The 25,578-nt window shown below is 43.9% G+C and carries 32 protein-coding genes; 22 read left to right on the forward strand and 10 right to left on the reverse strand.

The annotated features are described in order from the left end of the window. Positions 1-162: 162 nt before the first annotated feature. Together GQR42_RS24675 and GQR42_RS24680 are read left to right on the forward strand one after the other, a co-directional pair. On the forward strand, positions 163-978 hold the full coding sequence (locus tag GQR42_RS24675; protein WP_158201994.1) for a prohibitin family protein: 816 nt from the start codon (positions 163-165) through the stop codon (positions 976-978). 220 nt (positions 979-1,198) lie between these two features. Beyond that, positions 1,199-2,449 (forward strand): vWA domain-containing protein, encoded by a 1,251-nt coding sequence (locus GQR42_RS24680; RefSeq protein WP_158201995.1) that lies wholly within the window; start codon positions 1,199-1,201, stop codon positions 2,447-2,449. A gap of 5 nt (positions 2,450-2,454) precedes the next feature. Here the strand turns inward: GQR42_RS24680 and GQR42_RS24685 are convergent, their stop codons facing one another. After that, on the reverse strand, positions 2,455-3,357 hold the full coding sequence (locus GQR42_RS24685; protein WP_158202571.1) for a DMT family transporter: 903 nt from the start codon (positions 3,355-3,357) through the stop codon (positions 2,455-2,457). Between the two features lie 331 nt (positions 3,358-3,688). On the opposite strand from GQR42_RS24685, the gene acsF reads away from it, so the two are divergent. Then, a complete protein-coding gene (gene acsF / locus GQR42_RS24690) occupies positions 3,689-4,765 on the forward strand; it encodes a magnesium-protoporphyrin IX monomethyl ester (oxidative) cyclase (RefSeq protein ID WP_158201996.1) in 1,077 nt (358 codons plus the stop codon). Positions 4,766-4,922: 157 nt separating this feature from the next. Continuing rightward, positions 4,923-5,450: a zinc ribbon domain-containing protein gene (locus GQR42_RS24695; RefSeq protein WP_158201997.1), complete on the forward strand. Its 528-nt coding sequence runs from the start codon at positions 4,923-4,925 to the stop codon at positions 5,448-5,450. A gap of 111 nt (positions 5,451-5,561) precedes the next feature. On the opposite strand, the gene GQR42_RS24700 is transcribed toward GQR42_RS24695, so the two are convergent. Beyond that, positions 5,562-5,699, reverse strand: coding sequence for a hypothetical protein (locus tag GQR42_RS24700; protein WP_158201998.1), 138 nt, complete (start codon positions 5,697-5,699; stop codon positions 5,562-5,564). A 123-nt stretch (positions 5,700-5,822) separates the two neighbouring features. Here GQR42_RS24700 and atpD point away from each other — a divergent pair, with 123 nt between their 5' ends. Genes atpD through GQR42_RS24745 form a run of 10 tightly spaced genes read left to right on the forward strand, consistent with a single transcriptional unit; the run spans position 5,823 to position 12,564 of the window. Further along, the gene (gene atpD / locus GQR42_RS24705) at positions 5,823-7,223 is read left to right on the forward strand and encodes a F0F1 ATP synthase subunit beta (protein WP_158201999.1); all 1,401 of its coding nucleotides are present in this window, start codon (positions 5,823-5,825) and stop codon (positions 7,221-7,223) included. Continuing rightward, on the forward strand, positions 7,220-7,627 hold the full coding sequence (locus GQR42_RS24710) for a F0F1 ATP synthase subunit epsilon (protein ID WP_158202000.1): 408 nt from the start codon (positions 7,220-7,222) through the stop codon (positions 7,625-7,627). Before atpD ends, GQR42_RS24710 begins: the two co-directional genes overlap by 4 nt. 30 nt (positions 7,628-7,657) lie before the next feature. Continuing rightward, positions 7,658-8,002, forward strand: coding sequence for an AtpZ/AtpI family protein (locus tag GQR42_RS24715; protein ID WP_158202001.1), 345 nt, complete (start codon positions 7,658-7,660; stop codon positions 8,000-8,002). Continuing rightward, positions 7,995-8,288 (forward strand): ATP synthase subunit I, encoded by a 294-nt coding sequence (locus GQR42_RS24720; RefSeq protein ID WP_158202002.1) that lies wholly within the window; start codon positions 7,995-7,997, stop codon positions 8,286-8,288. The genes GQR42_RS24715 and GQR42_RS24720 overlap by 8 nt, the downstream gene beginning before the upstream one ends. Before the next feature lie 12 nt (positions 8,289-8,300). Next, positions 8,301-9,017: a F0F1 ATP synthase subunit A gene (locus tag GQR42_RS24725; RefSeq protein ID WP_158202003.1), complete on the forward strand. Its 717-nt coding sequence runs from the start codon at positions 8,301-8,303 to the stop codon at positions 9,015-9,017. Next, positions 9,010-9,288 carry a F0F1 ATP synthase subunit C gene (locus GQR42_RS24730; RefSeq protein ID WP_002768905.1) on the forward strand — a complete coding sequence of 93 codons (279 nt, stop codon included), beginning with the start codon at positions 9,010-9,012 and terminating at the stop codon, positions 9,286-9,288. The genes GQR42_RS24725 and GQR42_RS24730 overlap by 8 nt, the downstream gene beginning before the upstream one ends. A 4-nt stretch (positions 9,289-9,292) precedes the next feature. Then, positions 9,293-10,081 carry a F0F1 ATP synthase subunit B family protein gene (locus tag GQR42_RS24735; protein ID WP_158202004.1) on the forward strand — a complete coding sequence of 263 codons (789 nt, stop codon included), beginning with the start codon at positions 9,293-9,295 and terminating at the stop codon, positions 10,079-10,081. Further along, positions 10,078-10,719 (forward strand): hypothetical protein, encoded by a 642-nt coding sequence (locus tag GQR42_RS29750; protein ID WP_305848822.1) that lies wholly within the window; start codon positions 10,078-10,080, stop codon positions 10,717-10,719. The genes GQR42_RS24735 and GQR42_RS29750 overlap by 4 nt, the downstream gene beginning before the upstream one ends. Beyond that, positions 10,712-11,605 (forward strand): hypothetical protein, encoded by an 894-nt coding sequence (locus tag GQR42_RS29755; RefSeq protein ID WP_305848823.1) that lies wholly within the window; start codon positions 10,712-10,714, stop codon positions 11,603-11,605. The genes GQR42_RS29750 and GQR42_RS29755 overlap by 8 nt, the downstream gene beginning before the upstream one ends. A gap of 56 nt (positions 11,606-11,661) precedes the next feature. Continuing rightward, positions 11,662-12,564 (forward strand): F0F1 ATP synthase subunit gamma, encoded by a 903-nt coding sequence (locus GQR42_RS24745; protein ID WP_158202005.1) that lies wholly within the window; start codon positions 11,662-11,664, stop codon positions 12,562-12,564. Between the two features lie 395 nt (positions 12,565-12,959). Here the strand turns inward: GQR42_RS24745 and clpB are convergent, their stop codons facing one another. The 4 genes from clpB to GQR42_RS24765 form a co-directional block, all read right to left on the reverse strand. Beyond that, positions 12,960-15,620, reverse strand: a complete 2,661-nt coding sequence (clpB, locus tag GQR42_RS24750) for an ATP-dependent chaperone ClpB (RefSeq protein ID WP_158202006.1) — start codon at positions 15,618-15,620, stop codon at positions 12,960-12,962. Between the two features lie 92 nt (positions 15,621-15,712). Next, positions 15,713-16,198, reverse strand: a complete 486-nt coding sequence (locus tag GQR42_RS24755) for a GNAT family N-acetyltransferase (RefSeq protein WP_158202007.1) — start codon at positions 16,196-16,198, stop codon at positions 15,713-15,715. Between the two features lie 22 nt (positions 16,199-16,220). Beyond that, on the reverse strand, positions 16,221-16,529 hold the full coding sequence (locus GQR42_RS24760) for a hypothetical protein (protein WP_002781238.1): 309 nt from the start codon (positions 16,527-16,529) through the stop codon (positions 16,221-16,223). Between the two features lie 119 nt (positions 16,530-16,648). Next, positions 16,649-17,542: a methylenetetrahydrofolate reductase gene (locus GQR42_RS24765; protein WP_158202008.1), complete on the reverse strand. Its 894-nt coding sequence runs from the start codon at positions 17,540-17,542 to the stop codon at positions 16,649-16,651. Positions 17,543-17,768: 226 nt separating this feature from the next. Between GQR42_RS24765 and GQR42_RS24770 the strand changes: the two genes are divergently transcribed. Together GQR42_RS24770 and GQR42_RS24775 are read left to right on the forward strand one after the other, a co-directional pair. Beyond that, a complete protein-coding gene (locus GQR42_RS24770) occupies positions 17,769-18,482 on the forward strand; it encodes a GDSL-type esterase/lipase family protein (protein ID WP_158202009.1) in 714 nt (237 codons plus the stop codon). Positions 18,483-18,606: 124 nt separating this feature from the next. Next, complete coding sequence (locus GQR42_RS24775; protein ID WP_158202010.1) at positions 18,607-19,818, forward strand: RNA-guided endonuclease InsQ/TnpB family protein; 1,212 nt, start codon at positions 18,607-18,609, stop codon at positions 19,816-19,818. Between the two features lie 50 nt (positions 19,819-19,868). Here the strand turns inward: GQR42_RS24775 and GQR42_RS24780 are convergent, their stop codons facing one another. Then, complete coding sequence (locus GQR42_RS24780; RefSeq protein WP_158202011.1) at positions 19,869-20,075, reverse strand: type II toxin-antitoxin system Phd/YefM family antitoxin; 207 nt, start codon at positions 20,073-20,075, stop codon at positions 19,869-19,871. Positions 20,076-20,407: 332 nt separating this feature from the next. On the opposite strand from GQR42_RS24780, the gene GQR42_RS24785 reads away from it, so the two are divergent. The 5 genes from GQR42_RS24785 (at position 20,408) to GQR42_RS24805 (ending at position 23,773) form a co-directional block, all read left to right on the forward strand. Continuing rightward, a complete protein-coding gene (locus GQR42_RS24785; RefSeq protein ID WP_158202012.1) occupies positions 20,408-20,662 on the forward strand; it encodes a ribbon-helix-helix domain-containing protein in 255 nt (84 codons plus the stop codon). A 1-nt stretch (position 20,663) separates the two neighbouring features. Next, positions 20,664-21,017 carry a type II toxin-antitoxin system PemK/MazF family toxin gene (locus GQR42_RS24790; protein WP_158202013.1) on the forward strand — a complete coding sequence of 118 codons (354 nt, stop codon included), beginning with the start codon at positions 20,664-20,666 and terminating at the stop codon, positions 21,015-21,017. A gap of 377 nt (positions 21,018-21,394) precedes the next feature. After that, positions 21,395-22,204, forward strand: coding sequence for a dCTP deaminase (locus tag GQR42_RS24795; protein ID WP_158202014.1), 810 nt, complete (start codon positions 21,395-21,397; stop codon positions 22,202-22,204). 22 nt (positions 22,205-22,226) lie between these two features. Continuing rightward, positions 22,227-22,973 (forward strand): HAD family hydrolase, encoded by a 747-nt coding sequence (locus tag GQR42_RS24800; protein WP_158202015.1) that lies wholly within the window; start codon positions 22,227-22,229, stop codon positions 22,971-22,973. Between the two features lie 149 nt (positions 22,974-23,122). Next, complete coding sequence (locus GQR42_RS24805) at positions 23,123-23,773, forward strand: TIGR04282 family arsenosugar biosynthesis glycosyltransferase (RefSeq protein ID WP_158202016.1); 651 nt, start codon at positions 23,123-23,125, stop codon at positions 23,771-23,773. On the opposite strand, the gene GQR42_RS24810 is transcribed toward GQR42_RS24805, so the two are convergent. The 3 genes from GQR42_RS24810 to speD form a co-directional block, all read right to left on the reverse strand. Continuing rightward, positions 23,735-24,247 (reverse strand): L,D-transpeptidase, encoded by a 513-nt coding sequence (locus tag GQR42_RS24810; RefSeq protein ID WP_125730612.1) that lies wholly within the window; start codon positions 24,245-24,247, stop codon positions 23,735-23,737. The two genes, GQR42_RS24805 and GQR42_RS24810, sit on opposite strands and share 39 nt — an antisense overlap. A 78-nt stretch (positions 24,248-24,325) precedes the next feature. Continuing rightward, on the reverse strand, positions 24,326-24,631 hold the full coding sequence (locus GQR42_RS24815; RefSeq protein WP_158202017.1) for a DUF6464 family protein: 306 nt from the start codon (positions 24,629-24,631) through the stop codon (positions 24,326-24,328). Positions 24,632-24,690: 59 nt separating this feature from the next. Next, on the reverse strand, positions 24,691-25,098 hold the full coding sequence (gene speD, locus GQR42_RS24820) for an adenosylmethionine decarboxylase (protein ID WP_002781248.1): 408 nt from the start codon (positions 25,096-25,098) through the stop codon (positions 24,691-24,693). A gap of 194 nt (positions 25,099-25,292) precedes the next feature. Between speD and GQR42_RS24825 the strand changes: the two genes are divergently transcribed. Beyond that, positions 25,293-25,577 carry a type II toxin-antitoxin system RelE/ParE family toxin gene (locus tag GQR42_RS24825; protein ID WP_158202018.1) on the forward strand — a complete coding sequence of 95 codons (285 nt, stop codon included), beginning with the start codon at positions 25,293-25,295 and terminating at the stop codon, positions 25,575-25,577. Position 25,578: the final 1 nt, after the last annotated feature.

Here is a 25,578-nt window from a genome sequence, read left to right on the forward strand (position 1 = left end):
GCCAATGGTAGGGGCGCACCGCGTGCGCCCAAAATGTCATCTGGATATTTCGACAAAATTGAGATGCACCAGGCATAACCATCTCTGTCATTACTTTTGAAAAATGGTATTAGTATAAGAACAGTGCTACGATAAAACTGATCAAATATCTAAGAAGTTGTCATGAATTACAATCGCCATATAATACCATTAATGGCCGGGGGAATTTTGATATTAGCCATTACTACCATACTGCGCCCTTTTGTCATTATTGATACGGGCGAACGCGGCGTTGTCATGTACTTTGGCAAAGTGCAAAAACAAATCCTCGATGAAGGAATTCCTCCTGTTATACCGATTGTTACCAAGATCAAGCCCCTCAACGTTCGAGTACAAACAACGGAAGTAAAGGCAAAAGGAGCTTCTAAGGATTTGCAAGATGTGGAAACAACTATTATCGTTAACTGGCACATCGACCCCGACAAAGTTAATCAGATTTATCAACAAGTTGGGGATATAAATGTGATTGTCTCTGGTATTATCAACCCAGCAGTATCGGAAATTGTCAAAGCGGCAACAGCACAACGTCCCGTACAAAATATCTTGCAAGAGCGGGGAGAACTCAAACGTGAAATTGACACTTCCCTCGCCGAAAGATTAAGACGTTATGGGATAATTATCAATGATGTATCTCTCGTTAATTTTGGTTTTTCTGAAGAGTTTAACGCGGCGATTGAAGCCAAACAAGTAGCGGAACAAAAGGCAGAAGAAGCTGCTTTTCGCGCACAACAAGCAGAACAGGAAGCGAAAGGGGAAATCAACCGCGCGAAGGGACAGGCGGAAGCTCAAAAACTATTGCGCCAAAACCTAACAGCAGAAATTTTACAACAACGAGCAATCGAAAAGTGGGATGGACGTTTTCCTGTCGTCATGGGGGGTTCAGGCTTCCTTCCCCTGATCAACATCGATTCCAATTTGTTATCATCTCAAAAAAAGTAAATAACTTTAGTTCGCGTTAAAGAGATTTTGCCATGACTTCCACGAAAGAATAGGGCCAGCTACGGTAAAATTTCCAACAAGAACGAGCATCGTAGATCGACAAAAATGAGATGCACCCAGTTTTCCAACTTGTTTAACTCGATGCTGGATGGGAAAATCATCACAAATCTAACTATACTCATTACAATATAAATATCAACGACCACGATTAAAAACTCTTATGCGGGTAACTCTAAAATCGGCCTTGAGTGATAGTAATATCGATGCTAATCAAAGCAGCAGCCAACGTCAACTGATGCTCTCGATCGCCGCCACCAGTGAGCAGATTAACACAAATTTACCGATTAATCTTTGTTTAGTTCTTGATCATAGCGGTTCTATGCAGGGAAAACCCCTAGAAACGGTCAAAAAAGCAGCCTTCAGTTTAATAGAATCCCTCGGAGTTAACGATCGTCTCTCGGTGATAGCTTTCGATCATCGCGCCAAAGTTATTCTTCCCTCCCAATCGCGACAGGATGATCTGACCTTAATTCGCTCAAAAATTCAACAATTACAAGCGGGGGGAGGTACGGCGATCGATGAAGGGATAAAATTAGGTATTCAAGAAAGTTCTACCGACAGCAAAGGTTATGTATCTCATATTTTTCTGCTTACCGATGGTGAAAATGAACACGGAGATAATCGACGCTGTTTAAAATTAGCCGAAGTGGCGGCTGAGTACGGTATCACCTTAAATACCTTAGGTTTTGGCGATCGTTGGAATCAAGATATCCTAGAAAAAATTGCCGATATCGCCGGTGGAAGTTTATCCTATATCGAAAGACCTGAACAAGCTTTAATTGAATTTACTCGTCTATTTAACCGTCTGCAATCTGTGCGGTTAACTAACGCTTTCCTGCAATTAGAATTAGCTCCCCAGACTCATTTAGCCGACTTAAAACCCATTGCCCAAGTTGCCCCAGAAACTATAGAAATGAGCCTACAAAAAGAGGGAAATTTTTACATCACCCGTTTGGGGGATTTAATGATAGATGAAGAAAAAATTCTCCTCCTCAATCTCTATATTGACCAAATTCCTCCCGGTACTCACACCATAGCTAAAGTGAAGATTCGCTACGATGATCCCGCTTCCGGTCAAAAAGGGCTAGAAACTGCGACTTTTAACCTTGATATCACCTCCCAAGCTCTCTATCAATCCCAATTAGACGAGCAAGTTCAGAAATCAATTCTCACTTTAGCCAAATATCGTCAAACCCAAATCGCCGAAGAAAAATTAAAACAGGGCGATCGAGCGGCCGCCGCCACCATGCTACAAACCGCAGCCAAAACCGCTCTACAATTGGGAGAAAAAAACGCCGCCACTGTCCTTCAAACTAATGCCACCCGTTTACAGGTGGGAGAAGAATTGAGCGAGGGCGATTTAAAGAAAACCCGCATTATTGCTAAAACAAGACTACAAACCGATGAATAAACCACTTATTGAAACAAAATCCCAATTCCTAGCAAAGCAATCATCACCCCGAAAATCGCCCGCAAGTTAATCCGATCCCCCATCATGGCTGCGATCGGTAAGACAAATAAAGGACTGGTAGCGGTGAGAGTTTGGGCAATACCCACAGGAGAGAATTTTAAAGCAGTCTGCTGTAACCAAATTCCCAAAAACGTACTGCCGAAAGCGGTGACAATAATAATAGCAATCAGACGCAATGACCAGTTAATCGGTGGTGATGATTCCTGACGGCGAAAAAACATCAGAATTAACACTATTCCCGTCCCCGCTAACAGACGAAGAAGGGTACTCTGCAAAGAAGACATTCCCGACTCCACCAGCGCCTGACGAGATAAAACCGCCCCCACCGCTTGGGAAATCGCCGCCATTAAAGCCCAGGCAATTCCTTGCCGCCAAGGACGTTGACTATTGATTTCGAGAGTTTTTTCGGAAATAACCCAAGCAACCCCGAAGATGGTCAAAATAATGCCAATATAAGCCGATATTTTCAGGGATTCCCCCAAAAAAGTCGCCGCTAGAATCGCCCCCAAGGGAGGCGAAAGGGTTTCTAACAGGAGGGTTTTTCGCGGTCCCAAATAATTAAGGGCGGTAAAATAGGCCGTGTCACCGATTCCTATACCAATTGCGCCACTTGTCAAGAGTATAAATACGGAACTTTGCTGATTAATATCGCGCCATTGTCCAGAAAGGGGCAGCGTCAGGGCAATTAAAGCGATTGCGACTACTCCTTTCAGAAAATTAAGCAATAAAGGCGGGATTTTCTGGCCTAATAGACTATAAATCGCCGCAGAAACCGCCCAAAGTGCCGCCGCACTCAAAGCCGCTATCTCTCCTGTTAAATTTTCACCGAGACTAAATCCGTTGAGCATTATGATATTTGTCAGGAGACAGGAGACAGTTATCAGCTTCTGAAGGCAATAGGCAATAGGCAATAGGCAGCTTTGTTCTCCCCACACCCTACACCCCACACCCCACACCCCATCTCCCCACTTCCCCGAACATTTGTCAAGACTGCGGGCAAAAAATCCGCGTTTGTTCACACAGCTTAATTAAGAGTTGTAACTTTTAATGAACAGGAAGGGAGTCTAGGGCTGAGAGCTTGCTATAGTGAATCCTAGCCGTTTTTTCACGGTTCGTCATTATCATCTCAGAGCCTTTACTCGTCCTAATCATCATCCCAGAGTAAAATCAATAATCCCTATGGTCAGCACGATCCAAAAACCAGAATTCGAGGAAATCCGTCCGGGTATAAAAGTTCCCGCTAAAGAAACGATCCTCACTCCCCGCTTCTATACCACTGATTTTGAAGCGATGGCGGAAATGTCGATCGCCGCTAACGAGGAAGAACTGAAGGCGATTTTAGAGGAATTCCGTACCGATTATAACCGGCATCACTTCGTTCGCAATCAAGAATTCGATCGCTCTTGGGAGCATATTGATGGCGAAACTCGCCGCTTATTCGTGGAATTTCTGGAAAGATCCTGCACGGCCGAATTTTCCGGCTTTCTTCTCTACAAAGAACTCGGCAGACGTTTAAAAGACAGAAATCCCCTCCTCGCAGAATGCTTTAACCTCATGTCCCGGGACGAAGCGCGTCATGCTGGGTTCCTTAATAAGGCTTTATCGGATTTTAACCTCTCCCTTGACTTGGGATTTTTAACCAAAAGCCGTAACTACACCTTCTTTAAACCGAAATTTATCTTCTACGCCACCTATCTTTCCGAAAAAATCGGTTATTGGCGCTATATCACCATTTATCGTCATCTTGAACAACATCCCGAAGATCGGGTTTATCCGATTTTTAACTTCTTCGAGAATTGGTGTCAAGACGAAAACCGTCACGGGGACTTCTTCGATGCGATCATGCGTGCGCAGCCTGATATTCTTAATGATTGGCGCGCTCGTCTCTGGTGTCGTTTCTTCCTGCTTTCGGTCTTCGCTACGATGTACCTCAATGATACTCAGCGTTCTGGTTTCTACGCCATTCTCGGTTTGGACGCTCGCGAGTACGATAAGTATGTAATCGAGAAGACCAATGAAACCGCTGGCCGCGTCTTCCCGATTGTTCTCGATGTGGATAGTCCTGAATTTTATGATCGCCTAGAAATTTGTGTTCGCAATAACGAGGGATTACGGGCGATCGATAGCGAAAACAGTGCCGCACCGGTTAAATTCCTGAAGAAATTGCCTATCTTCGCCTCTAACGCTTGGCAATTCCTCAAATTGTACCTGATGAAACCGATTCGGGTCGATAAATTAGCCGGTAGCGTCCGTTAAAAAGTTTGTTTTCTTGAGACATGGTGAGGGTGGGTGAAACCACCCTTTTTTTGTCGATAAAATTCTTAAGAAAATCCTCTAACATTTCTATCCTCGCTAGACTGGATCCTAGGGGTGTGAACTAGGTTTTTACTTTTTACTTTTCACTGTCAAAAATATGGCTATTTATAGTGAATTACCCACAGGACAACGTCTCTATCTGGATAATCAAGGGCTGCAGACGATTGTAACCCTCGCTAGTGGTGCAGTGGGACAACAACAGCAGTCTAGCAGTAGTTTTGCTACGGGAGTTTGGACACAAGAACCCCAAATAGAGATAGTTCCCCAAGGGGCAATTATTGAAATTATCACCGAAACCGGACCCCACAGAATCCAAATTCAGGGAAGCAGTATCGGTTTTTCCTCTCCTCATACCTCTGGAGTTTCTCAGTCCTCTCAATCGACCACTACTACCAGTTTCTCCTCCCCACCGATGCAACCGATGCAACCGATGCAACCGATGCAACCGATGAAAATGGGTAATATGTCAATGAATTTTGCTCCCATGGAAATGCAAATGGGAGATATGAAAATGAGTATGGGAGACACAAAAACCGTCAGTAAAGCCCAATTTTGTAGTCAATGCGGGGCAAAAGTAGCGGCAACCGATCGCTTTTGTAGTAGCTGTGGTCATCAGTTACAGTAATAAAACCTGTTTAGCTAAATCTATAACTCCTTTTCGGGCAAAATTCTCTTTATATTAGCTGAATTGACCGGCTTCTAACCAGATTCGTCTACGGCGATCACACTTTTCGTACTAAATCGCCTTTTCAACGATGTCTAACATTCTCAACATCTGTTGACGACAATGGGGACAAGCAGAGACAGGCGATCGCCGAATTTTTCTCGGTTTAGTACATTTGTCTAAAGATTCCGAATCCTTAATCTGTTGCAATCGTTCCGCAGTATTCCCTATCTCGATTTATTTGATCTCTGGATGGACTGGGGCGGTGAGTGAGCATCTAGATGGTAATATCAAGCCGTCCTAAAAAGACGGGGTTTCAGAGCCAATTTTTTGATGAACGATCAACGAGATATTAACAAACTCAACGCTGGCTCTGTAGTGTCAGTGCGAGGAAGCATCATTGATGTGTATTTTTCCCAAAGGCTGCCAGAACTTCATAGCCAACTTCAGGCCGGAGAAGATGGCAGTGTAGCGATGGAAGTTGTGGCCCATCTTAACTCCCAACTGGTACGGGCCATTTCACTGAAGCCAACAGCCGGTTTAGCTCGCGGTTCTCCAGTCATCGATACGGGTCATCCCTTGCGAGTTCCAGTGGGCGAGAGGTTGCTCGGCAGGATGTTGAATATATTTGGGGAAACAATTGACGGACAAGAACAGATAGCTGAGGGAGAATGGCGTTCAATTTATGCAAATCCGACTCCCCTGTACGAGCGAACCACTAGCTCGGAGATTCTCAAAACCGGTATTAAAGCCATAGACGTGCTTGTCCCGTTGGAACGGGGGGGGAAAGCAGGATTATTTGGCGGAGCGGGTGTTGGTAAGACGGTTTTGATTACCGAAATGATTCATAATATCGTCAAGCAAGATCAGGGAATTAGTATCTTCTGTGGAATTGGGGAGCGATGTCGGGAAGCCCTAGATTTATACCAAGAAATGCGCGGAGCCGGGGTTTTGCAGAATACGGTGATGATCTTTGGGCAGATGGATGAACCGCCAGGGGTCAGATTTCGCGTCGGACACGCCGCACTGACGATGTCGGAATACTTTCGCGACACGGCCAAACAAGATGTCTTACTGTTAATTGACAATATCTTCCGCTTTATTCAGGCCGGTTCAGAGGTATCAGGGTTGATGGGACAATTGCCCTCGCGGGTAGGGTATCAGCCGACATTAGCAACGGAACTGGCAGAGCTAGAAGAGCGGATTTGCAGTACGGCTACGGGCGCAATCACCTCCATTCAAGCAGTCTACGTCCCGGCAGATGACTTTACAGATCCGGCGGCTGTTCATACCTTTTCCCATTTATCGGCATCAATTGTACTCTCTCGCCAGCGAGCAAGTGAGGGGTTTTATCCGGCGGTGAACTTACTGCAATCGGGATCGAAAATGTTGATGCCGCCTATTGTCAGTGAGCAACACTATCGCATCGCCCAGGCAGTGCGACAAACCCTAGCGAACTACGAAGAACTCAAGGATATTATTGCCATGCTAGGATTAGAAGAACTTTCACCGGCTGACCGCCAGATTGTAGCCAGAGCCAGACGATTAGAAAAGTTTCTCACCCAGCCTTTCTTTTCTACCGAACAGTTTACAGGAATAGCGGGTAAATTTGTCGAGCTAGAAGCGGCCTTAGCGGGATGCGATCGCATTCTCAAAGATGAATTTTCGGATTATCCAGAGAAGGCACTTTACATGATTGGCACGATTGATGAGGCTGTAAAGGTAAAGCTATGACAGGCAAGATGAAACTCCTAGTTATATTGCCCACCCGAATCCTATTAGAGACAGAAGTCATTAAAGTCACAGCAGAATCGGGAAGCGGTTGCTTTTGCCTGCTGCCACATCACATTGATTTTGTCACTGCTATCTTGCCCGGATTGCTGTCTTTCACCACTCCTCAAGGGCAGGAAAGATTTATGGCCGTGGATGAGGGCATTTTGGTCAAATCTGGTTTTGACGTGCGGGTTTCTACTCGCCATGCTGTTGAAAGTGCCGACTTAGGATGCTTAAGAGAGGCGGTAGAAAAGCAGTTTCAAATCTTAGATGAGCGGGAAAAACGCACTCGCGTGGCTCTGACAAAACTGGAAGCTAACATGATCCGGCAATTTATTGAACTAGGAGGGCAGCGAGGAGACTAGACGAGAAATAATAGAAATATGGGTAATAAAATGGCAGCAAGAAGTCATCAAAAAAATCGTTTGCGCTTTAGCCGCAAGGTAGGAGTCCAGGAAGAGCGTAAACTCAGAGCTAGAGTAGAAAAAAAGCACAGTATATGGTTTGGACTGGGGTTATTGGGATTGGTCGGCTGGTCAGTCGTTCTACCCACTCTCTTAGGTATGGCACTCGGTATCTGGATCGATCGAGAATGGCCGAGTCGCTTTTCCTGGACATTAATGTTAATGTTGGCTGGGTTGATGCTGGGCTGTCTGAATGCCTGGCAGTGGGTTAAGCGCGAACAATCCGCCATCGAGCGCGCACGCGAGCAATCGAAAAAGGAACTCAATCATGATTGAACTGCTGTATTTTCCTCTGGCATTATTGGTGGGAATGGCCTTGGGTTTGGCGCATTTTGGGGGATTGTGGCTAACGGTGCGTCAACTCCCCAGAACCCATAATCCCACGGTGTTAACTTTGATTAGTTTTTTGGGGCGTACAAGCATAATTTTACTGGGATTTTATGCGATAATGGCTGCAGTCCCCCACTTGCAAGTCCTCCACTTGCTGTTAAGCCTGGCCACCTTCTTCTGGACGAGAAATCTAATATTGCAGCAGGTACAACCTAAATTCAGAAGCAACTAAGTACAATAGCTCATGTATCTAAGTCCTGACAAGATTATTTTCTGGCAATCAGGAGCAATTGCCCTTAATGCTACTCTGTTATTTACTTGGGGGTTAATGGCGTTATTGGGCATTAGTTCCTGGCTAATCACGCGCCGACTATCGACAGATACTCGTCTGTCTCGCTGGCAAAATGTTTTGGAAGTTGTCATCGAAGAATTGCAGGGTCAAATACGAGATATTAGCGGATGCCAACCGGATATCTACTTGCCATTTATTGGTACTTTGTTTATTTTCATCGCCGCTTCCAATCTCTTAGAAATCATCCCGGGCTATCATCCGCCCACGGCCTCTCTTTCTACAACGGCAGCACTTGCTATCTGCGTTTTTTGGGCGGTGCCATTTTACGGCATACGTCAGTCAGGGTTAAAAAAATATCTCAAGCACTATCTACAACCCCATCCCTTGATGTTACCTTTTCATGTGATTGGGGAACTGTCACGCACTTTGTCCTTGGCCATCCGGCTGTTTGGCAATGTGATGAGTGATGTCATGATAGTAGCTATTCTTTTATCCATTGCCCCTCTCTTTTTCCCGATTATCATGCAGGTATTGGAGCTACTGACTGGATTAATTCAAGCGTATATTTTTGCGATTTTGGCTATGGTTTATATTGCTTCGGCAACAGAAGCACAGCAAGTGGTTAATAATTCTCATACAGGAGAAAAGGAGCAAAGAAACCATGAATAATATTGGCTTGACGGCAATGATATCAATTTTAGCGGCTGGATTAACTATGGCGATCGGTTCAATCGGGCCGGCACTGGGAGAGGGAAGAGCCATCGCTCAAGCTTTGACCGCTTTGGCGCAACAGCCAGACGAAGCCAATACGATTACTCGAACGTTATTTGTTGGTTTGGCATTTATTGAGTCAGTGGCAATTTATTGTTTTGTGATTTCGCTAATTTTAATTTTTGCCAATCCTTTTTGGGGTTATGTAGTGACTAAAGCGGGGGGATAATTCCGTGGCAGTTGATTGGTTTACCTTCTTGGCCCAAATTGTTAATTTCTTGATTTTGGTGGCTGTACTGCAAAAGTTTCTCTACCGTCCTATTATTCAGGCAATGGAACGTCGGGAAAGAACAATTAGCGATCGCCAGCAAGATGCAGAACAAAAGTGCCAATTAGCGCGAGAAGAAATCGAAAAATACCAAAAAATGCAGCAAGATTTTGCGACTGATCGCTCGACGATGTTGGCTCAAGTTAAGGCAGCAGTTGCACAGACGCAAACAGAGTTAATGCAAGGTATCCGCACTGAAGTAGAAGAAGATCGATCCCGCTGGCAAGAAATAGTTCAACGGCAAAAAGATGCCTTTTTGCAAGAGTTGCGACATCGAGCATTACAACAGATTCAGGAGACAATTCGCCAAGTTTTGGCAGCTCTAGCCGATGTCCAGCTTGAACAGCTTGTCATTCAAGTTTTCCTCAAGCGAGTTCGCAATTGGGATCGGGAAGAGAAACGAGTGCTTTGTCAAGCGATCGCCGCAACGGTCAAGACGCAGGAGGCAATCATCTCTAGCAGCTTTGAAATCTCGGAAGAATTGCGGCAGCAAATTATCTCAGTTCTGCGCCAAGAACTTGTTGGTGATCTGGATATAAAATTTGAAGTGAAACTGGCCCTTATCTGTGGCATTGAGTTAAAAACCTCTGGCCGAAGAATCGCCTGGAATGTCGAGGAATTTTTGAACGACTTTGAAGAGGATTTAGCCGTTGTCTTTACGCGAGAGACGAGAGATAATCAAAAAATACCATGAACCGAGATGAGCAAGCTTTACACCGATTGCTAGAGGATACCTTCTCTACCTGCCAACGGATTTTAGGCGAGCAGCGCCCACAACTCAAATACCGAGAAATTGGCACGGTAAACTTTATCGGTCAAGGGATTGCCCGGATTGCTGGCTTGCCAGGCGTAAAATCGGAAGAAATTGTTTGTTTCCTGGGAGATTCTCTGGGTATGGCCTTTAACTTGGATATTGATGAAGTCGGCATTATCCTCTTAGATAAAAGCGAACATTTAAAAGCAGGGGATGAGGTACGCCGGACGGGACGAGTGCTAGATGTGCCAGTGGGTGACGGACTCTTAGGGCGAGTAGTCGATCCCATGGGTCGCCCCTTGGATAACCAGGGGCCAGTGCGGGCGGCACAAAGATATTTGGCCGAGCGAAAAGCCCCAGCAATTATGGATCGCGCTCCGGTGACAGTACCGCTGCAAACGGGCTTAAAGGTGGTGGATGCTCTGATTCCCATCGGGCGAGGCCAGCGAGAATTGATTTTAGGCGATCGCCAAACAGGAAAAAGCTCGATCGCTCTTGACACGATCATCAACCAGAAAGGTGAAAAGGTAATTTGCGTTTACTGCGCGATTCGGACAGCGCAGTTCGGCGGTGGCTAAGTTCGTCGCTGACTTGCAGCAGTATGGGGCGATGGACTACTGTTTGGTCGTCTTTGCCGCTGGAGAAGAACCACCAGGCTTGCAGTTTATTGCTCCCTACGCCGCCACGGCCATGGCAGAGTATTTTATGGAGCAGGGCCATGATGTCTTGATTGTTTATGATGATTTGACCGCTCATGCTCGCTCTTATCGAGAGCTATCGCTGCTATTACGCCGTCCTCCCGGTCGAGAAGCTTTTCCTGGCGATATTTTCTACATCCATTCTCGCTTGCTCGAACGCTCTACACACCTAAATGCTGCCCGAGGAGGTGGTTCTTTAACTGCATTGCCGATTGTCGAAACCGAAGCCCAAAATATCTCTGCTTACATTCCGACCAATTTAATCTCAATTACCGACGGGCAAATCTATCTCTCTCCCGTGCTGTTTCAAAAAGGAATTTTGCCGGCGGTAGATGCGGGTAAGTCGGTGTCGCGAGTGGGGGGGAAGACTCAATTAGCTGCCTATCGTGCTGTAGCGAGTGATTTACGCCTATCTTATTCCCAGTTTGAAGAACTAGAGGTTTTCTCCCGTTTTGGCACTCGTTTAGATGAAGTCACTCGTCAAACTTTAGAACGAGGGCGGCGCGTGCGGGAAGTTTTGAAACAAAATCAGTACGAACCGATGCCGGTTCCCGAACAAATTGCTATACTCCTAGCGGTGACATCAGGAGTATTTGATCGATTGACGATTGCGGAAATCCCAGCGGCCGAAAAAGCCGTCGCTTTAGCAATACGACAGCAATTACCCGAAATATGCGTTCACCTACAATCTGGCAAAAAACTGAGCGATGGGGATTTCCAGAATTTAGTCAATATAGCCAAACAAGCAATTGCTATCCCGGAATAAATTAACTCGACTTCACGCTCAATTGTTTTACAATCAATTGCCAATCAACACACATCATGCCCGTCCTTGAATTGCTACAACGACGAATTGCTATCGCGCAAGAACTTCAATCCGTTGTCAAGACCATGAAAGTTCTTGCAGCGGCCAGCATTCATCAATATGAACGGGCAGTAGAATCCCTTATCGAGTATACTCGTACCATCGAGATGGGCTTGCAAATTGTTTTAGGATCAGCAGTATATCAGCACCATGCGATCGCCGCACCCCCCAGAAAGCTTCCGAGAAATAGTCATTTAGGTGCGATCATATTTGGTTCAGATCAGGGTATGTGCGGTCAGTTCAACGAGCAGATTGTCCGCTACGCCGTTACTCAGATTCAGCACTTGTCTATTGACTCCAGCCAACTCGCAGTCTTGGCTGTAGGTGCGCGGGTAATTCCCCCCTTAGAAAATGCGGGAGTAGTCAGCGAACGGAACTTTGCGATGCCCACTTCTCTTGCTGGCATCACGTCAATGGTTCAAGAACTTCTACTACACATCGAAATGTGGCAATCTCAAATGCCAATAGATAAAATTGCCTTGTTTTACAATAAGCCTCGCTCCAATATATCCTATCAACCTCATGCCTTACAATTATTGCCTGTGGATAACAAATGGCTACAAGACTTACAGCAAAAAAGGTGGGTAGGAGCCACTTTGCCTACTTTTACCATGGATTGGAGTCAGTTGTTTTCTGCCTTGATCGAGCAATATTTGTTTATTTGTCTGTATCGTGCTTTGGCTGAATCTTTGGCTAGTGAAAATGCGAGCCGACTGGCATCGATGCAAGCATCCGAGAAAAATATAGAAGAGCAATTAGCACAACTTCACGCTCAATTCCAACAGGAACGGCAAACTGCTATCACCGAAGAAATGTTGGAAATCGTCTCTGGTTTTGAGGCACTAATTAGGGTTGGCTGAAAAAGTTTCTCGTGGGGGCAGGGTGTGGGGTTTTACCGATTTTGAGGGGGTCAATTACCTAATTTTCAGGGAAAAAGTCCCTGAATTTTCCCCCCGCTCCGTCCAATGGCTGGCACTTTTTGATTTCCAAAAAGCCTAAAGATATTATCCAACAAGGTTTTTAAGTAGGCAGGCACAATTATTTGTAGGATGGGTTAGCGCACTTCGTAACATGAGCGGGCGTTGGGTTTCATGCTTCAACCCAAACTACGTTCATCTTATATTTAATTCCACCCACCCACTTAGATTTATTCAGCAAACCCTATGTAAAACCTGTTAGCTGGATCACAAGAACTTTTGGGGCAAAATTTTGTTTATATTGTCTAAATTGGGGGGAATATATCCCCTATCTGGTTTTAATCCGAACTGAGGTTAACCACAGCTAATTCTAATGTTTGCCCTTCCCTTTCTAGCTCCTTTTTGCTAAAACTTAAAACTTCATCCAGACAATCAATTACTACCGTATCCCCTTCCATAAAAGCTTGTTCGAGAATTTTTGTGGCCAAAGGATTCTCCAACTCCCGTTGGATAGCACGTTTTAAAGGTCGCGCACCGTAGGTAGGATCGTAACCAACAGTAACGATATGATCTTCTGCGGCCGTAGTTAATTCTAGATTGATTTTTTGTTCTCCTAATAATCTTTCCAGACGCTGTAATTGCAGACGAACAATGTAACGCAATTCTTCTTTTTTCAGGGTATGGAAAATAATTAAATCGTCGATACGATTCAAAAATTCGGGACGAAAATGACTCCGCAAAGCTGTTAAAACCCGTTTCCGCATCTCCTCATAATCGGCATCTTCGGAAACATTTAAAATGTGGTCACTGCCAATATTACTGGTCATCACGATAATCGTATTCCGAAAATCCACCACGCGCCCCTGAGAGTCGGTAATGCGCCCATCGTCAAGCACTTGTAATAAAATGTTAAAAACATCCCGATGGGCCTTCTCCACTTCATCCAATAAAACCACAGAATAGGGACGACGACGCACCGCTTCCGATAGTTGTCCCCCTTCCTCGTAACCCACATAACCCGGAGGCGCGCCGATTAACCGCGAAACCGCGTGTTTTTCCATGTATTCCGACATATCGATGCGAACCATGGCCTCCTCGGAGTCGAACAGTAACCCCGCCAAGGCCCGCGCTAACTCGGTTTTACCCACTCCGGTAGGTCCCATAAATAGGAATGAACCAATCGGACGCGAGGGATCTTTCATTCCCGCGCGCGCTCGTCGAATCGCCGCTGCTACTGCCGTGACCGCTTCATTTTGTCCGACAACTTTTTTCTGTAAATGAGACTCTAATTCTAATAATTTTTGTCGTTCTGATTCCATTAAACGATTGACAGGAATTCCTGTCCAACGGGCAACTATTTCGGCAATATCGGCATCAGTTACCTGTTGTCTTAACAGGGTAGAACCTGCCGCTTGAATAGTTTCTAGTTCTTTTTCTTTTACTTCTAATTCCCCTTGTAAAATTTCTAGCTTGCCATACTTTAATTGGGCCGCTTTATTGAGATCATAAGCCCGTTCCGCCTGTTCCACCTGTAGGCGTAATTGTTCCTCTTCCTCTCGCAATAATTTAATTTCCTCGGCGATATGTTTTTCCGTTTGCCATTGGTCAGCAAGAGGCTTTTGTTTACTTTCTAATTCCTCAATTTCTTCGATAATTCTTTCTAAACGCTCTTGAAAAGCTCGATCTTTTTTCTCCTCTTTTTCTAAGGAGAATTTTTCCATCCGTAACTGCATTAAGCGACGATCTATCATTTCCAAATCGGCGGGTTTAGTGGTACTTTCTACCTCTAATTTTGCCGCCGCTTCATCGACTAAATCGATCGCTTTATCTGGTAAAAAGCGATCGCTAATATAACGATGGGATAGGGTAGCTGCTGCCACTAGGGCCGAATCGGTAATTGTCACCCCATGATGCAGCTCATAACGTTCTTTTAAACCCCGGAGAATTGAGATAGTATCCTCCACGGAAGGTTCCTTAATATAAACCTGTTGAAAACGTCTTTCTAAAGGGGGGTCTTTTTCAATATGATTGCGATATTCATCCAAAGTTGTCGCCCCAATACAGCGCAATTCTCCCCGAGCTAACATAGGTTTTAATAGGTTGCCCGCATCCATCGATCCCCCTTCCCTAGAACCCGCACCGACAACGGTATGTAGTTCATCGATAAAGAGAATAATTCGCCCTTCTGATTGGGTAACTTCTTTCATAACTGACCGCAATCTTTCCTCGAATTCGCCTCGATATTTTGCCCCAGCGATTAAACTTCCCATATCGAGGGAAATTAACTGACGATTTTTCAAAGATTCGGGAACATCTCCGTTAACAATCCTTTGGGCCAATCCTTCCGCAATAGCGGTTTTTCCTACTCCCGGTTCACCGATTAAAACCGGGTTATTTTTCGACCGTCGCGAGAGGACTTGTACCACCCGTCGAATTTCTTCATCGCGACCGATAACCGGGTCTAATTTGCCTTCTTTGGCCGCTGCTGTTAAATCCCGTCCATATTTATCTAAAGCTTCGTATTTTTCCTCTTGATTGGGTTCAGTAACCTTTTGAGTGCCGCGAATCGCTTTGATGGCTAATTCTAAATCTTGGGGGTCAAGATTGAAGGTGCGTAAACATTTCCGGCCAACCCTTTCATCTTCGGCAAAACCGACGAGAAGATGTTCGACGGAGATAAATTTATCTTGCCAACTTTCCCGGGATGCTTCCGCTCGATCGAGCAGCAGATCAAGACCACGACCTAGGTATAATTGATCGACGATGGCCACTTTCGGCTGTCGGTTGGTGAAGACTTCTAGCTGTTGTTGCAGTCGCGGAATTTCTATATTAGCTTTTTGTAAAATCCGGGTGGCTAGACCGTTATTCTGCTCTAGGAGGGCAATAATAACGTGTTCCACCTCTAAGGTCTGATTTTTAAAGCGTCGCGCAATTTCTTGCGATTTAACAATCGAATCCCAAGCTTGTTCGGTAAATTTATTCGAGTCTGTGGGTTGCATTCTGCACCAATGAGGAAAGCCAGTGTCAGAGGTATAGTATAGCAAGGAGTCTCGATCGATCACAAAGTTCCAGGAGCCACAAAAGCTCTGACTTATTTATCGCTATTACCCAATTCCGTTAAAGCAGTCCCGGTGAGACGACAAATTTGCCACTCTTTGAAGACCTTAGCCCCCATTTTTCCATAAAAATTGATCGCCAGTTGATTCCACTCTAAGACAGTCCATTCTAAAAGTCCTGCATCCCTAGCGACGGCAATTTTAGCCACAGCCATTAGTAAAGCTTTCCCGATACCTTGACTGCGATAATCGGGTAAAACGAAGATATCTTCTAGGTAAAGCCCCGGTTTAGTGATAAAGGTGGAATAGTTAGCAAAAAATAGGGCAAAACCGACTATTTTACCCTCTACTTCCGCCACCAATGCTTCGATGTAGGGTTTTTCTCCGAATAAATGATCCCCTAAAGCTTGACTATTTCCTGTCATTAAATGGCTGAGTTCTTGATAGGCTGCTAAGGCAAGAATTAAGTCAAAAATAGCCTTGACATCGGTAGCAACGGCAGCACGGATGGAATAATTCATGATTGCTGGTCAAATCTTGATTTTAATGCTGATGATGTTTATGGGGAGATTCAGCAGGGGGAGAATTAAGATTGGAAAAATGGCCGTTATTTAATCCCATCCCAACGCTACCAATACTGAAAAGTCCCATGGACACAAAACCGGCTGCAATTGTCCCCATGGCCACGGTTCCAATGGAAACTACTCCCATAGGCACAATACCGATGGAAATAACGCCCATGGGGACAATACCAATAGAAATTATACCAGTGGGGGCAATACCGATCGACAACCATTTTCGCCCGGAATTACCACAACTATTCTCTTTTTCTTGACCTAGATTGGAATCCATGCTTTTAATCCCGAAGATGCTTTCAGCCTTCCCATCCTAGGTTAGGGGTAGAATTCTTGTCAAAAGACCGCTAGTCAAAATGAAAGTTAATTTTTTATAAAAACTATTGACTTTTCATCTCAGTTATGTATTGGCGGAATACCGGCCAGATCGAGAATTTTCGGGACTAAATCCTCTCGTTTTATTGCCATGATGTGGACACCTTGACATAACTGCTGGGCTAATTTTATTTGTTCGGCGGCGATTTTGATACCTTCTTCGAGAGGATGAGCTGCATCGGCGAGTCTTTGAATGATCTGGTCGGGAATTTGCACCCCTGGCACATTTTTATTTAAAAATACGGCATTTTTAGCCGATTTTAACAGAAAAATTCCCGCTAGAACTGGTTTATCGGCGAGGGAGGCCACCTGCTGCATGAACTTATCAAGGCACTCGAAATCCGTAACTAATTGACTTTGAAAAAACTGCGCTCCTGCTTCGATTTTACGCTCAAAACGGCGTTGAAGACCAGACCTACTTTTTGACTGCACATCGACGGCAGCCCCGGCAAAAAGTTCTAACGGTCCATCTGGTAAAGATTTATCGTTAAGGTCAAAACCTTTATTCAATTTATCGATTAATTTTAACAAACGTACCGATTCTAGGTCAAAAACTGCCCTAGCTTGGGGATGATCTCCTGCTTTGACGGGATCTCCGGTTAAAGCTAGTATATTTCTCAATCCCAAAGCATGAGCGCCCATGAGATCTGCTTGTAATCCGATCACATTGCGATCGCGACAGGCCATTTGACAGATGGGTTCAATGTCGTGTTGATAGAGAATAGCGGAGGCTGCCAGAGAGGACATTCGCACTACGGCGCGACTGCCATCGGTAATATTAGCCGCATGAACGCGATTTTTCAGCCAGAGGGCCATTTCTAACATATGACTGGTATTACCACCTTTCGGGGGAGTAATCTCGGCTGTAATCAAAAATTCTCGGTCTTGAACCGCGCGTCGTAAACGAGTAGTCATTGAGTTATCTAGGTTTTAATCATAGATTCTATAGCAGATTTAGCCCAGAAATGACTCGGAGGGAAGCAATGATCATCGGGCTGCGTGCTTTATACTGGTCAGTGTCAGTGCCTAGCTGATATCTAAGTTAGCTGGCAGGAAAAATTTTCTAATGTAGTATAATACACGGACAGTTTAACCAAATTCGTTTACAAGTGTAAAGGACAACCGATTCGATCGAGCGATCATGCAAACTCTTTCTCGTTTACCTACTAAAGACAAAGGCCTAATCATGCCCCATCCCCTCAAAATCGTCGCTTTAGGTGATAGCCTTGTGTATGGCTATGGCGACCCCGTAGGTGGCGGTTGGGCCGAGCGCTTACGTCGTTTGTGGATGGAAAGTGCTGGTCATGCCCTGTATAATTTGGGTATTCGCGGCGATCGAGTGGTACAAGTGTCCGAACGTTTAGAACAGGAATTTCGTCTCAGGGGGGAAATTCGCAATCGTCTCCCCGACCTGATTCTTCTCTCCGTCGGTGTTAATGATACAGCCCGCTTGGGCCGGCCCGATGGTCGCACCTACACCGATCACGATCTTTTTCAAACTCAAATCGAAAATTTACTCACCCGAGCCCGTTCTCTTTGCCCGGTTTTGTTTATAGGTATGATTCCCGTGGATGAGCGGAAAATGCCCTTTTTAGATTGCTTTTACTTCAACCATGGCGATCAGTATAGTTTTAAGGAAACCACTAAACAAGCTTGTCTAGAACAAAATATTCCCTATCTCGATTTATTTGATCTCTGGATGAACCGGGGTGATCTGTGGTGCCAAGAAAGATTAATGGAAGATGGACTTCATCCCAATGTGCAAGGCTATCAATCAATTTTAGAGGATATTTTAAACTGGTCGCCCCTCACCTCCTTTGTCGGTGTGGATGGTTTTATCTTAAATGTCGGGTGAAGACCCTCAGTTTCACTGACGGGATGAAACCCGACCAATATAGAACAGCGAAGCACCACTAAATCCTTGACAGTTTTGTGCTGGATATGTTAGCATAAAGAAAGTTGTTTGAGGTCGATAAACAATGATTGTCTTAGAAATGAAAGCCGTGGTTAAACCAAGTCAGTGTTCTGCCATTGATGAGGCTATTCGTACAGTACAATTCATCAGAAACAAAGCATTAAGGCTTTGGATGGATGCCAAGAGAGAAGACAAAATCGATAAATATTCTCTCAATAAATATTGTGCAGTTCTCGCCAAACAGTTCAAGTTTGCGGATGACCTTAACTCTACAGCCAGACAAGCATCAGCAGAACGGGCTTGGTCAGCTATTGCTCGTTTCTATGACAATTGTAAGAAAGGAATAAAGGGAAAGAAAGGCTATCCTAAATTCCAAAAGAATAATCGTTCCGTAGAATATAAACACTCCGGATGGAAACTATCGGAGGATAGAAAGAAAATTACTTTTACCGACAAGAAAAACATCGGCACGGTTAAACTGAAAGGAACTAGAGACCTAAATTTCTATCCCTTAGACCAAATTAAACGGGTAAGGATTGTCAAACGTGCTGACGGTTATTATGTGCAGTTCTGCATTAATTTAGATGTTCGGGAATATGCAAAACCTCTTGAACCTACTAAAAAATGTGTAGGGTTGGATGTAGGTTTAAAAGTTTTCTACGCTAACAGTGATGGGGAAACGGTAGAAATACCGCAATTCTATCGCAAGGCAGAAAAAAGATTAAATCGTCTGAATCGGAAGAAATCTAAAAAGTTTAGAAAAGGTCAACCCCAATCAAACAACTACCAAAAAGCTAGAAAGAGATATGCTAGAAAGCATTTAAGAGTAAGTAGGCAACGTAAAGGCTTTGCCTCAAAAGAGGCATTGCGCGTCATTAAATCTAACGATTTCATCGCTTACGAAAACTTAAATGTTCAAGGCATGGTAAAAAACTCTAAACTAGCTAAATCTATTAATGATGTGGCTTGGTCAACTTTTCGGCAATGGTTAGAATATTTTGGTTTTAAATATGGTAAGGCTACGGTAGCAGTAGCCCCCCATAACACGAGTCAAAACTGTTCTAATTGTGGTCAAAAAGTACCTAAATCTCTATCTACGAGAACCCATATTTGTCCCCACTGTGGCTATGTAGAAGATAGAGATATTAACGCCGCTATCAACATTCTCAAAAAGGGACTAAGTACGGTAGGGCATACCGGAACCTTTGGGCTAGACCCAATAAACGCTTGGGGAGAGATTCCCTCTGGTTTGGTTGGATACGTCCTGCCAGATTAAGGAAACTCAGTGAACCAAGAATCCCTCGCTTTTAGCGACGGGAGTGTCAATCAACCGTTTACAGGAATTGCACAAAAGTGATATCCTCTGTTCTCAGTGGCTCTAGGAGCATCAAAATCATCGGCTATCCCAACTTTTCCCGCAGCACTTCCGGGTTGAAGCGGTGGTTTCTTGGCTAACTTTACAGGACCTAATTTAACTACAGGTTCATTCTTTTTTGTGATGATAATTTCTTCACCTTTAAGTACAGCTTCCAATAACTCATTAAGTTAATTTTTTGCTGGTTTTAATTCAACTGTAGTCGTTGGTTTACCTGACTGTTCAACAATACAAACAAGCGATGGATTAAGTTATATCTATATCTTTACTTTTAATCATTATAGTTAACTTTTGAGGAGCGGTATCTTATCCGACAAAGCCCCGAACCTAAAAACCGAGGCGGGATTGTCATATGATAAATTATAGCGGTTCTCGCATCTGCGAGGCACAGTTTAACCTTTGCTGATTAAGCTTTTCAGAATCGATAATGTACCTCTTGTGAACAGGAAACGCTATATCATATAAATAATATTACCTCATCTCCCGACCCATGACCCAATCAAGCACCAAACAACGGATATCTATTACCGTCGATTCTAAATTGCTTCAAGATATTGACCAATTGACGGAGAATCGCTCTGCTGCTGTCGAAGAAGGATTGCGACTGTGGTACCGACAGCAGATAGAAAACCAGTTACGCACCTTCTACCAAACCCAAAAACCAACTGAACGGCAATTTGACCTGGACTGGGGAGAATTCGCCCAAACCCAAATGGAAGAAATCCTCGACCCGGAAGGACTCTAACATGGAAGATGACAATTATCCCCACCAAGGAGAGATTTATTTAATTCGCGCCCTTAAAACCATAGGAGACACCAAAAAACGCCCCGCTGTTGTCGTTTCTATCAATGTCAGGAATCAGCTTTCTAGCAGTGTTTTGGTTGTTCCCTTGACCAGCGATTTAACCGGTGGAGAAACCCCTACCCGTATTTTGATCGAAGCGGGAGAAGGTGGACTCTTAACAGATTCTCTGGCCTTATGCGACAATATCTCAGCGATTCGCCAAGTTTATCTCGAACAAGGTCCCTATGGCGCAATTTCGCCTCAATCCCGACAACGAATTCAACAGGGAATTAAAATTGCGATCGCTATCTTTTAATTCCCTGTTTTATTGGGAAAGATAAAAGTTAGCCAACTTAATTCCCTGGGAAAAATTTGCAGCCTGTAGGTATAATTCTAACCAAGTGCAGAAATACCATAATTGCCATAACTTAAACCCCATCCACAGGGAAAACCGTAGTTTTGCTTTTTCGGCTACGATCCTTGCATAGCAATACTTTTAAGGCTTAGTGGCTTGCCCGTGAAATTCCAGTTCTCTAGCTGGTTGCGGTTTAACTATTTATTTGTCATCCAATTACAGCGTTTCTCACAAAGGTGAAGTATATATCAAATCTTGCCGCTAAAGGATTTCAGCCTACCTCGTCTACCGGAGAAACGCTGTAACAAGTAATCACAGATTATTTTGGAGTTTGTCTAATGTCAGAAGGAATTCTTTCTAAACAAGATATTGAAGCCAAAATTGATTCAGGAGAATTGGTTTTAAATGCTGTGAAAGCTAATTTGGAAGCTTGCAGCTATGACCTAAGAATTGGAACAATTTTTAAAAATGGTCAAATCATCAATGAAAATCATCCAGATGCTAATAGGCAATTTGATATTCAACCGGGTGAAATTATAAACTTATTTACATTGGAAGAAATCAAGCTATCGTCAAAAATCATGGCGACTGTTTTTGCCAGAAATGCTGAGAGTTCATTTAAAGCTCTCCTTGTTCTGAATCCAGGTCATATAGATCCTGGCTTTCAAGGACTTATTACTATTAAGGCGATTAACCTCGGGAAAGACCCTTTAAGTATACAAAGAGGTCAAAAAATTTTGACAATAATTTTTGAGGAAATGCCAAATTTCACTACAAGTCCTTACAATAGACAGATGTCAAGAGCAGAGCAAGAACAAAAGTTTAACGATGTCCTAGTTCAGCAAAATACATATAATTTATCTCAAATTATAGTTGGAGGCTCAGATTCACCTTATTTTACTAAGCAGGAAGTAGAAGCTAAAATACTAGATCTTCGCTCAAATTTCGCAACAAAAGATGACGTTAAATCTATAATTATAAGTCATTGGGCAACTTGGCTATCTCTTATATTCACGTTTATTGCAGCCGTAGCTGGTGTTCTTGCTGTTGTGGTCAGTATGCAACCGAAATCTGAGAATAATAATCAAAATCCAATTCCCTTAGAGAGTCCAAGTCCAACACCATCTCCAAAGGGAACTCAAGGTTAGTAATAATCAAGGTAATATAAAAATGGCTAAAAGTGGTCTGATTGTATTTGATTTAGATGATACTTTGCTAAATACCAGCAATGTTTATTGGCTTGCAAGAAAGCTTTTTGTGGAAAAATTATCTGAAGAATTACAAATTAATGAAGATAAATTAATTGAAGAATTTGAAAAAATTGATTATCTTCAAATGCAAAAACTAAAGCATTCTCCTTATCGTTATACTCGGAGTATGATAGAAACTTATAAATCTGTTTCTCATAAGATAAATCATCAAATATCCCAGGAAACTTTAAAAGCTATTAAAGATTTTGGCCGTTTAATTTTAAAAAATACACCAAATACTATTAAGGGGGCTAAAGAAATTCTTGATTGGTCATCTCAAAACTATTCTCTTGCATTATTGACAAGAGGTGAAAATTCATTTCAAAAAAAGAAGTTACACAAAAATGAACTGTATAAATACTTTGATTTTATAAGAGTTGTGCCTCACAAAAATGCTGAAATTTTAAAAAAATTTATCCAAGATATAGGCTTTGATTGTCAAGATGTTTGGGTTATTGGTGATTCACTAAAATCAGATATTAATCCAGGCATTGAAATTGGAGCAAAGTGTATCTTGTACGGCTATCATCATCCACATTATCATTGGATACAAGATCATGAAAGTGTTGCATTAGGCTCTTTTTACAAAGTTGATAATTTATCAGATATTAGACAAATTCTTGAGTCAGATTCTAATTCTAATTCCGAATCGAGGTCGATGACCTGAAAAAATCCGATATTTTGCAGGACTTGCACTTGAAGCCATCGTAGGTTGGGTTGACGTAAGGAAACCCAACACACAATTAGATAACCAACTACAATAATCTATTGACAGTATGCTAAAACTGATAATTAATATCATCGTCGCAATCACTCGTGGACTGGAGACAACAACTAATTATTTTTACCCGTTATCCGGAATTGGGGAAAGTAAAAACCCGGATGATTCCAGCTTTGGCAGCCGAGGGAGCCGAAGAATTGCACCGCAAACTGGCTGAATATACTCTCGGTAAATTAGCGGGTTTAAGGAATTATCTCTCCCTAATCATTTACTACCATGGCGGCAGCGAGGAGAAAATGCGTACTTGGTTAGGTGAGCATTATTCCTATCATTCTCAACGGGGAAAAGACTTAGGAGAAAAGATGCAAAATGCTTTTGCTGATGGTTTTGCTCAAGGGATGACAGCGATCGCTATTATTGGCACAGATTGCCCAGAAATCGGGGAAAAAGAGATTTTAGCAGCCTTTGAGGCCCTAAAAACCCACGATATGGTTTTAGGGCCAGCGTTAGATGGAGGATACTACCTAATTGCTTTAAAACAGGTCTTTCCAGAGCTTTTTGATGATGTTCCCTGGGGAACGGGGGAAGTCTTGGCAAAAACCCAGACAATCGCCGCTAAACTGGCTTTAAAAACCGCTTATCTGCCTAAATTAGCCGATATTGATCGCCCGAAAGACCTGCCTATCTTAAAAAAATACCTGCCGGAATTAAGGTTGAACGATGACGGGGGTTCCCATGCGGACTAAATCAAACAACACTTTCACATCCCGATTCCGCATCCGCACACAACCATGGGAAGCGGCGCTACCGAGGGAATTTTCGGCGGGGGTTCCGTGAAAACCGATGGAATTTTTGCCGTCACTCCAAAAACCGATCCATCTTTCCCCTAGGGGACTATTGGGACCGGGGGTGCTGACTTTGCCTGTCCAGGGACTTTTCCAGACGGGATTGCGAACTAATTCTCGCACCTCAAATTTACCGGTGGGGGTTTCCCAGCCTTTTTTGCCGACGGCGACGGTAAATTGCGCTAAAACTTGCTTATCTTGATAAACGTAAACTTTTCTCTCTTTCAGTTTTAGAACCAGATGGGTAGCGAGAGTTTGATTGGCTGCCGTATTCGGGGTGACGGTGCTGATTTGGTTAGCTTGGGCCGGATATAGGGGTAAACAAGTTAATCCTAATCCGATGATTAAGAGGGTCAAATTTCGTTTGAACGCCATTGTTCCCACACTCCTCAATTGCGATAGCGATAATTTTTAAGGATAGCAAATAGGGAACTTTTTGGAAGCTCAAGCCGCTTACACTGTGCCAGTTCTAGCTTCGTACTGCCGACAACCTTCACAAGGACCCGGGGGATTAACCGCACAACGCAAATGGGGGGAATACGCATTAAAACGACAACTAAGATCACCGATAAAGGACAGTTTATTTTCTGTCCCTAGAGGGATTGACAAAAAATCACTGGCCATCACCGCACTGTATTCGTGACGATAGCGAATCCTTCTCAAACGGTTGCTTAATCTCTGTTGGGATCGGTTAATTAACCAGAGACTAACGAGAGAGGAAAAGACAGCGAGGATAAAAACAAAGGTTATCCTGATCACGATTTCAGTTTAGGCGATCGCCAGTGCTGCTAACTTATTATCGAGGCAGTCCCTAGAAATTAGGCCATAACCAGGGAAGATTTAAGGGGTTCTTCCTTTTTGCTTTCATAAACTGCCGCAGGACCGGGGAATCCTCTGGTTAGTTCCCGCACTTTAATCTCACCTGCTTGCAGGGATTTGGTCAAAATTTCCATGGCAACCACGGGTTTACCCGCACCACAGAAGAATAAATCAGCGGCGAAATAGCCGTGTTCAGGCCAGGTGTGGATCGCGATATGAGATTCAGCTAAAGTCGCCGTCGCGGTAACTCCGTGGGGACTGAACTGGTGGACACACAAATCGATCAGCGTTGCTTCTCCTGCCGTAATTCCATCGAGGATAGCGCGACGAATGCGCTCGGGATCGTTGAGGAGGTCAGCAGGTACTTGCCAAGCATCGACAATCAAATGGGTTCCCAGTTTGGTCATTTTTTTTTCAATACTCCCTATCGAAAAACCTTCACAGATTTACCAGTGTAACACAATTTTTCTAACTTGTGCAAAAAAGATCCGGTTTTTTTCGGGTACTTTCTCTAAAAACTGGGACAGAGCAGGGGAGAAGGGTGTGGGGCGAAGGCTTACGTCTGCTTGACAATAGTATCGTTAGGCGTTAGGATTTGGTCATGATCGTCAATTTCAAGTCCGAAGAGACTAAGCTCATTTTCGAGGGGTTTCAGTCTCGTCACTATCCCCCTGATATTCAATCGGTCGCTCTACGAAAACTGCTAATCCTTGCAGCGGCGGTATCGATTAATGATCTGCGTGTCCCACCGGGTAATCGGTTGGAGAAGTTGCAGGGCGATCGTCAGGGCCAGTACAGCATCCGTATTAATGACCAATGGAGAATTTGCTTCATTTGGACTGATGAAGGCAATGCTGATCAGGTAGAGATAGTGGACTACCACTAAA

It is taken from the genome of Microcystis aeruginosa FD4 (assembly GCF_009792235.1).
GTDB classification, from domain to species: Bacteria; Cyanobacteriota; Cyanobacteriia; order Cyanobacteriales; family Microcystaceae; genus Microcystis; species Microcystis viridis.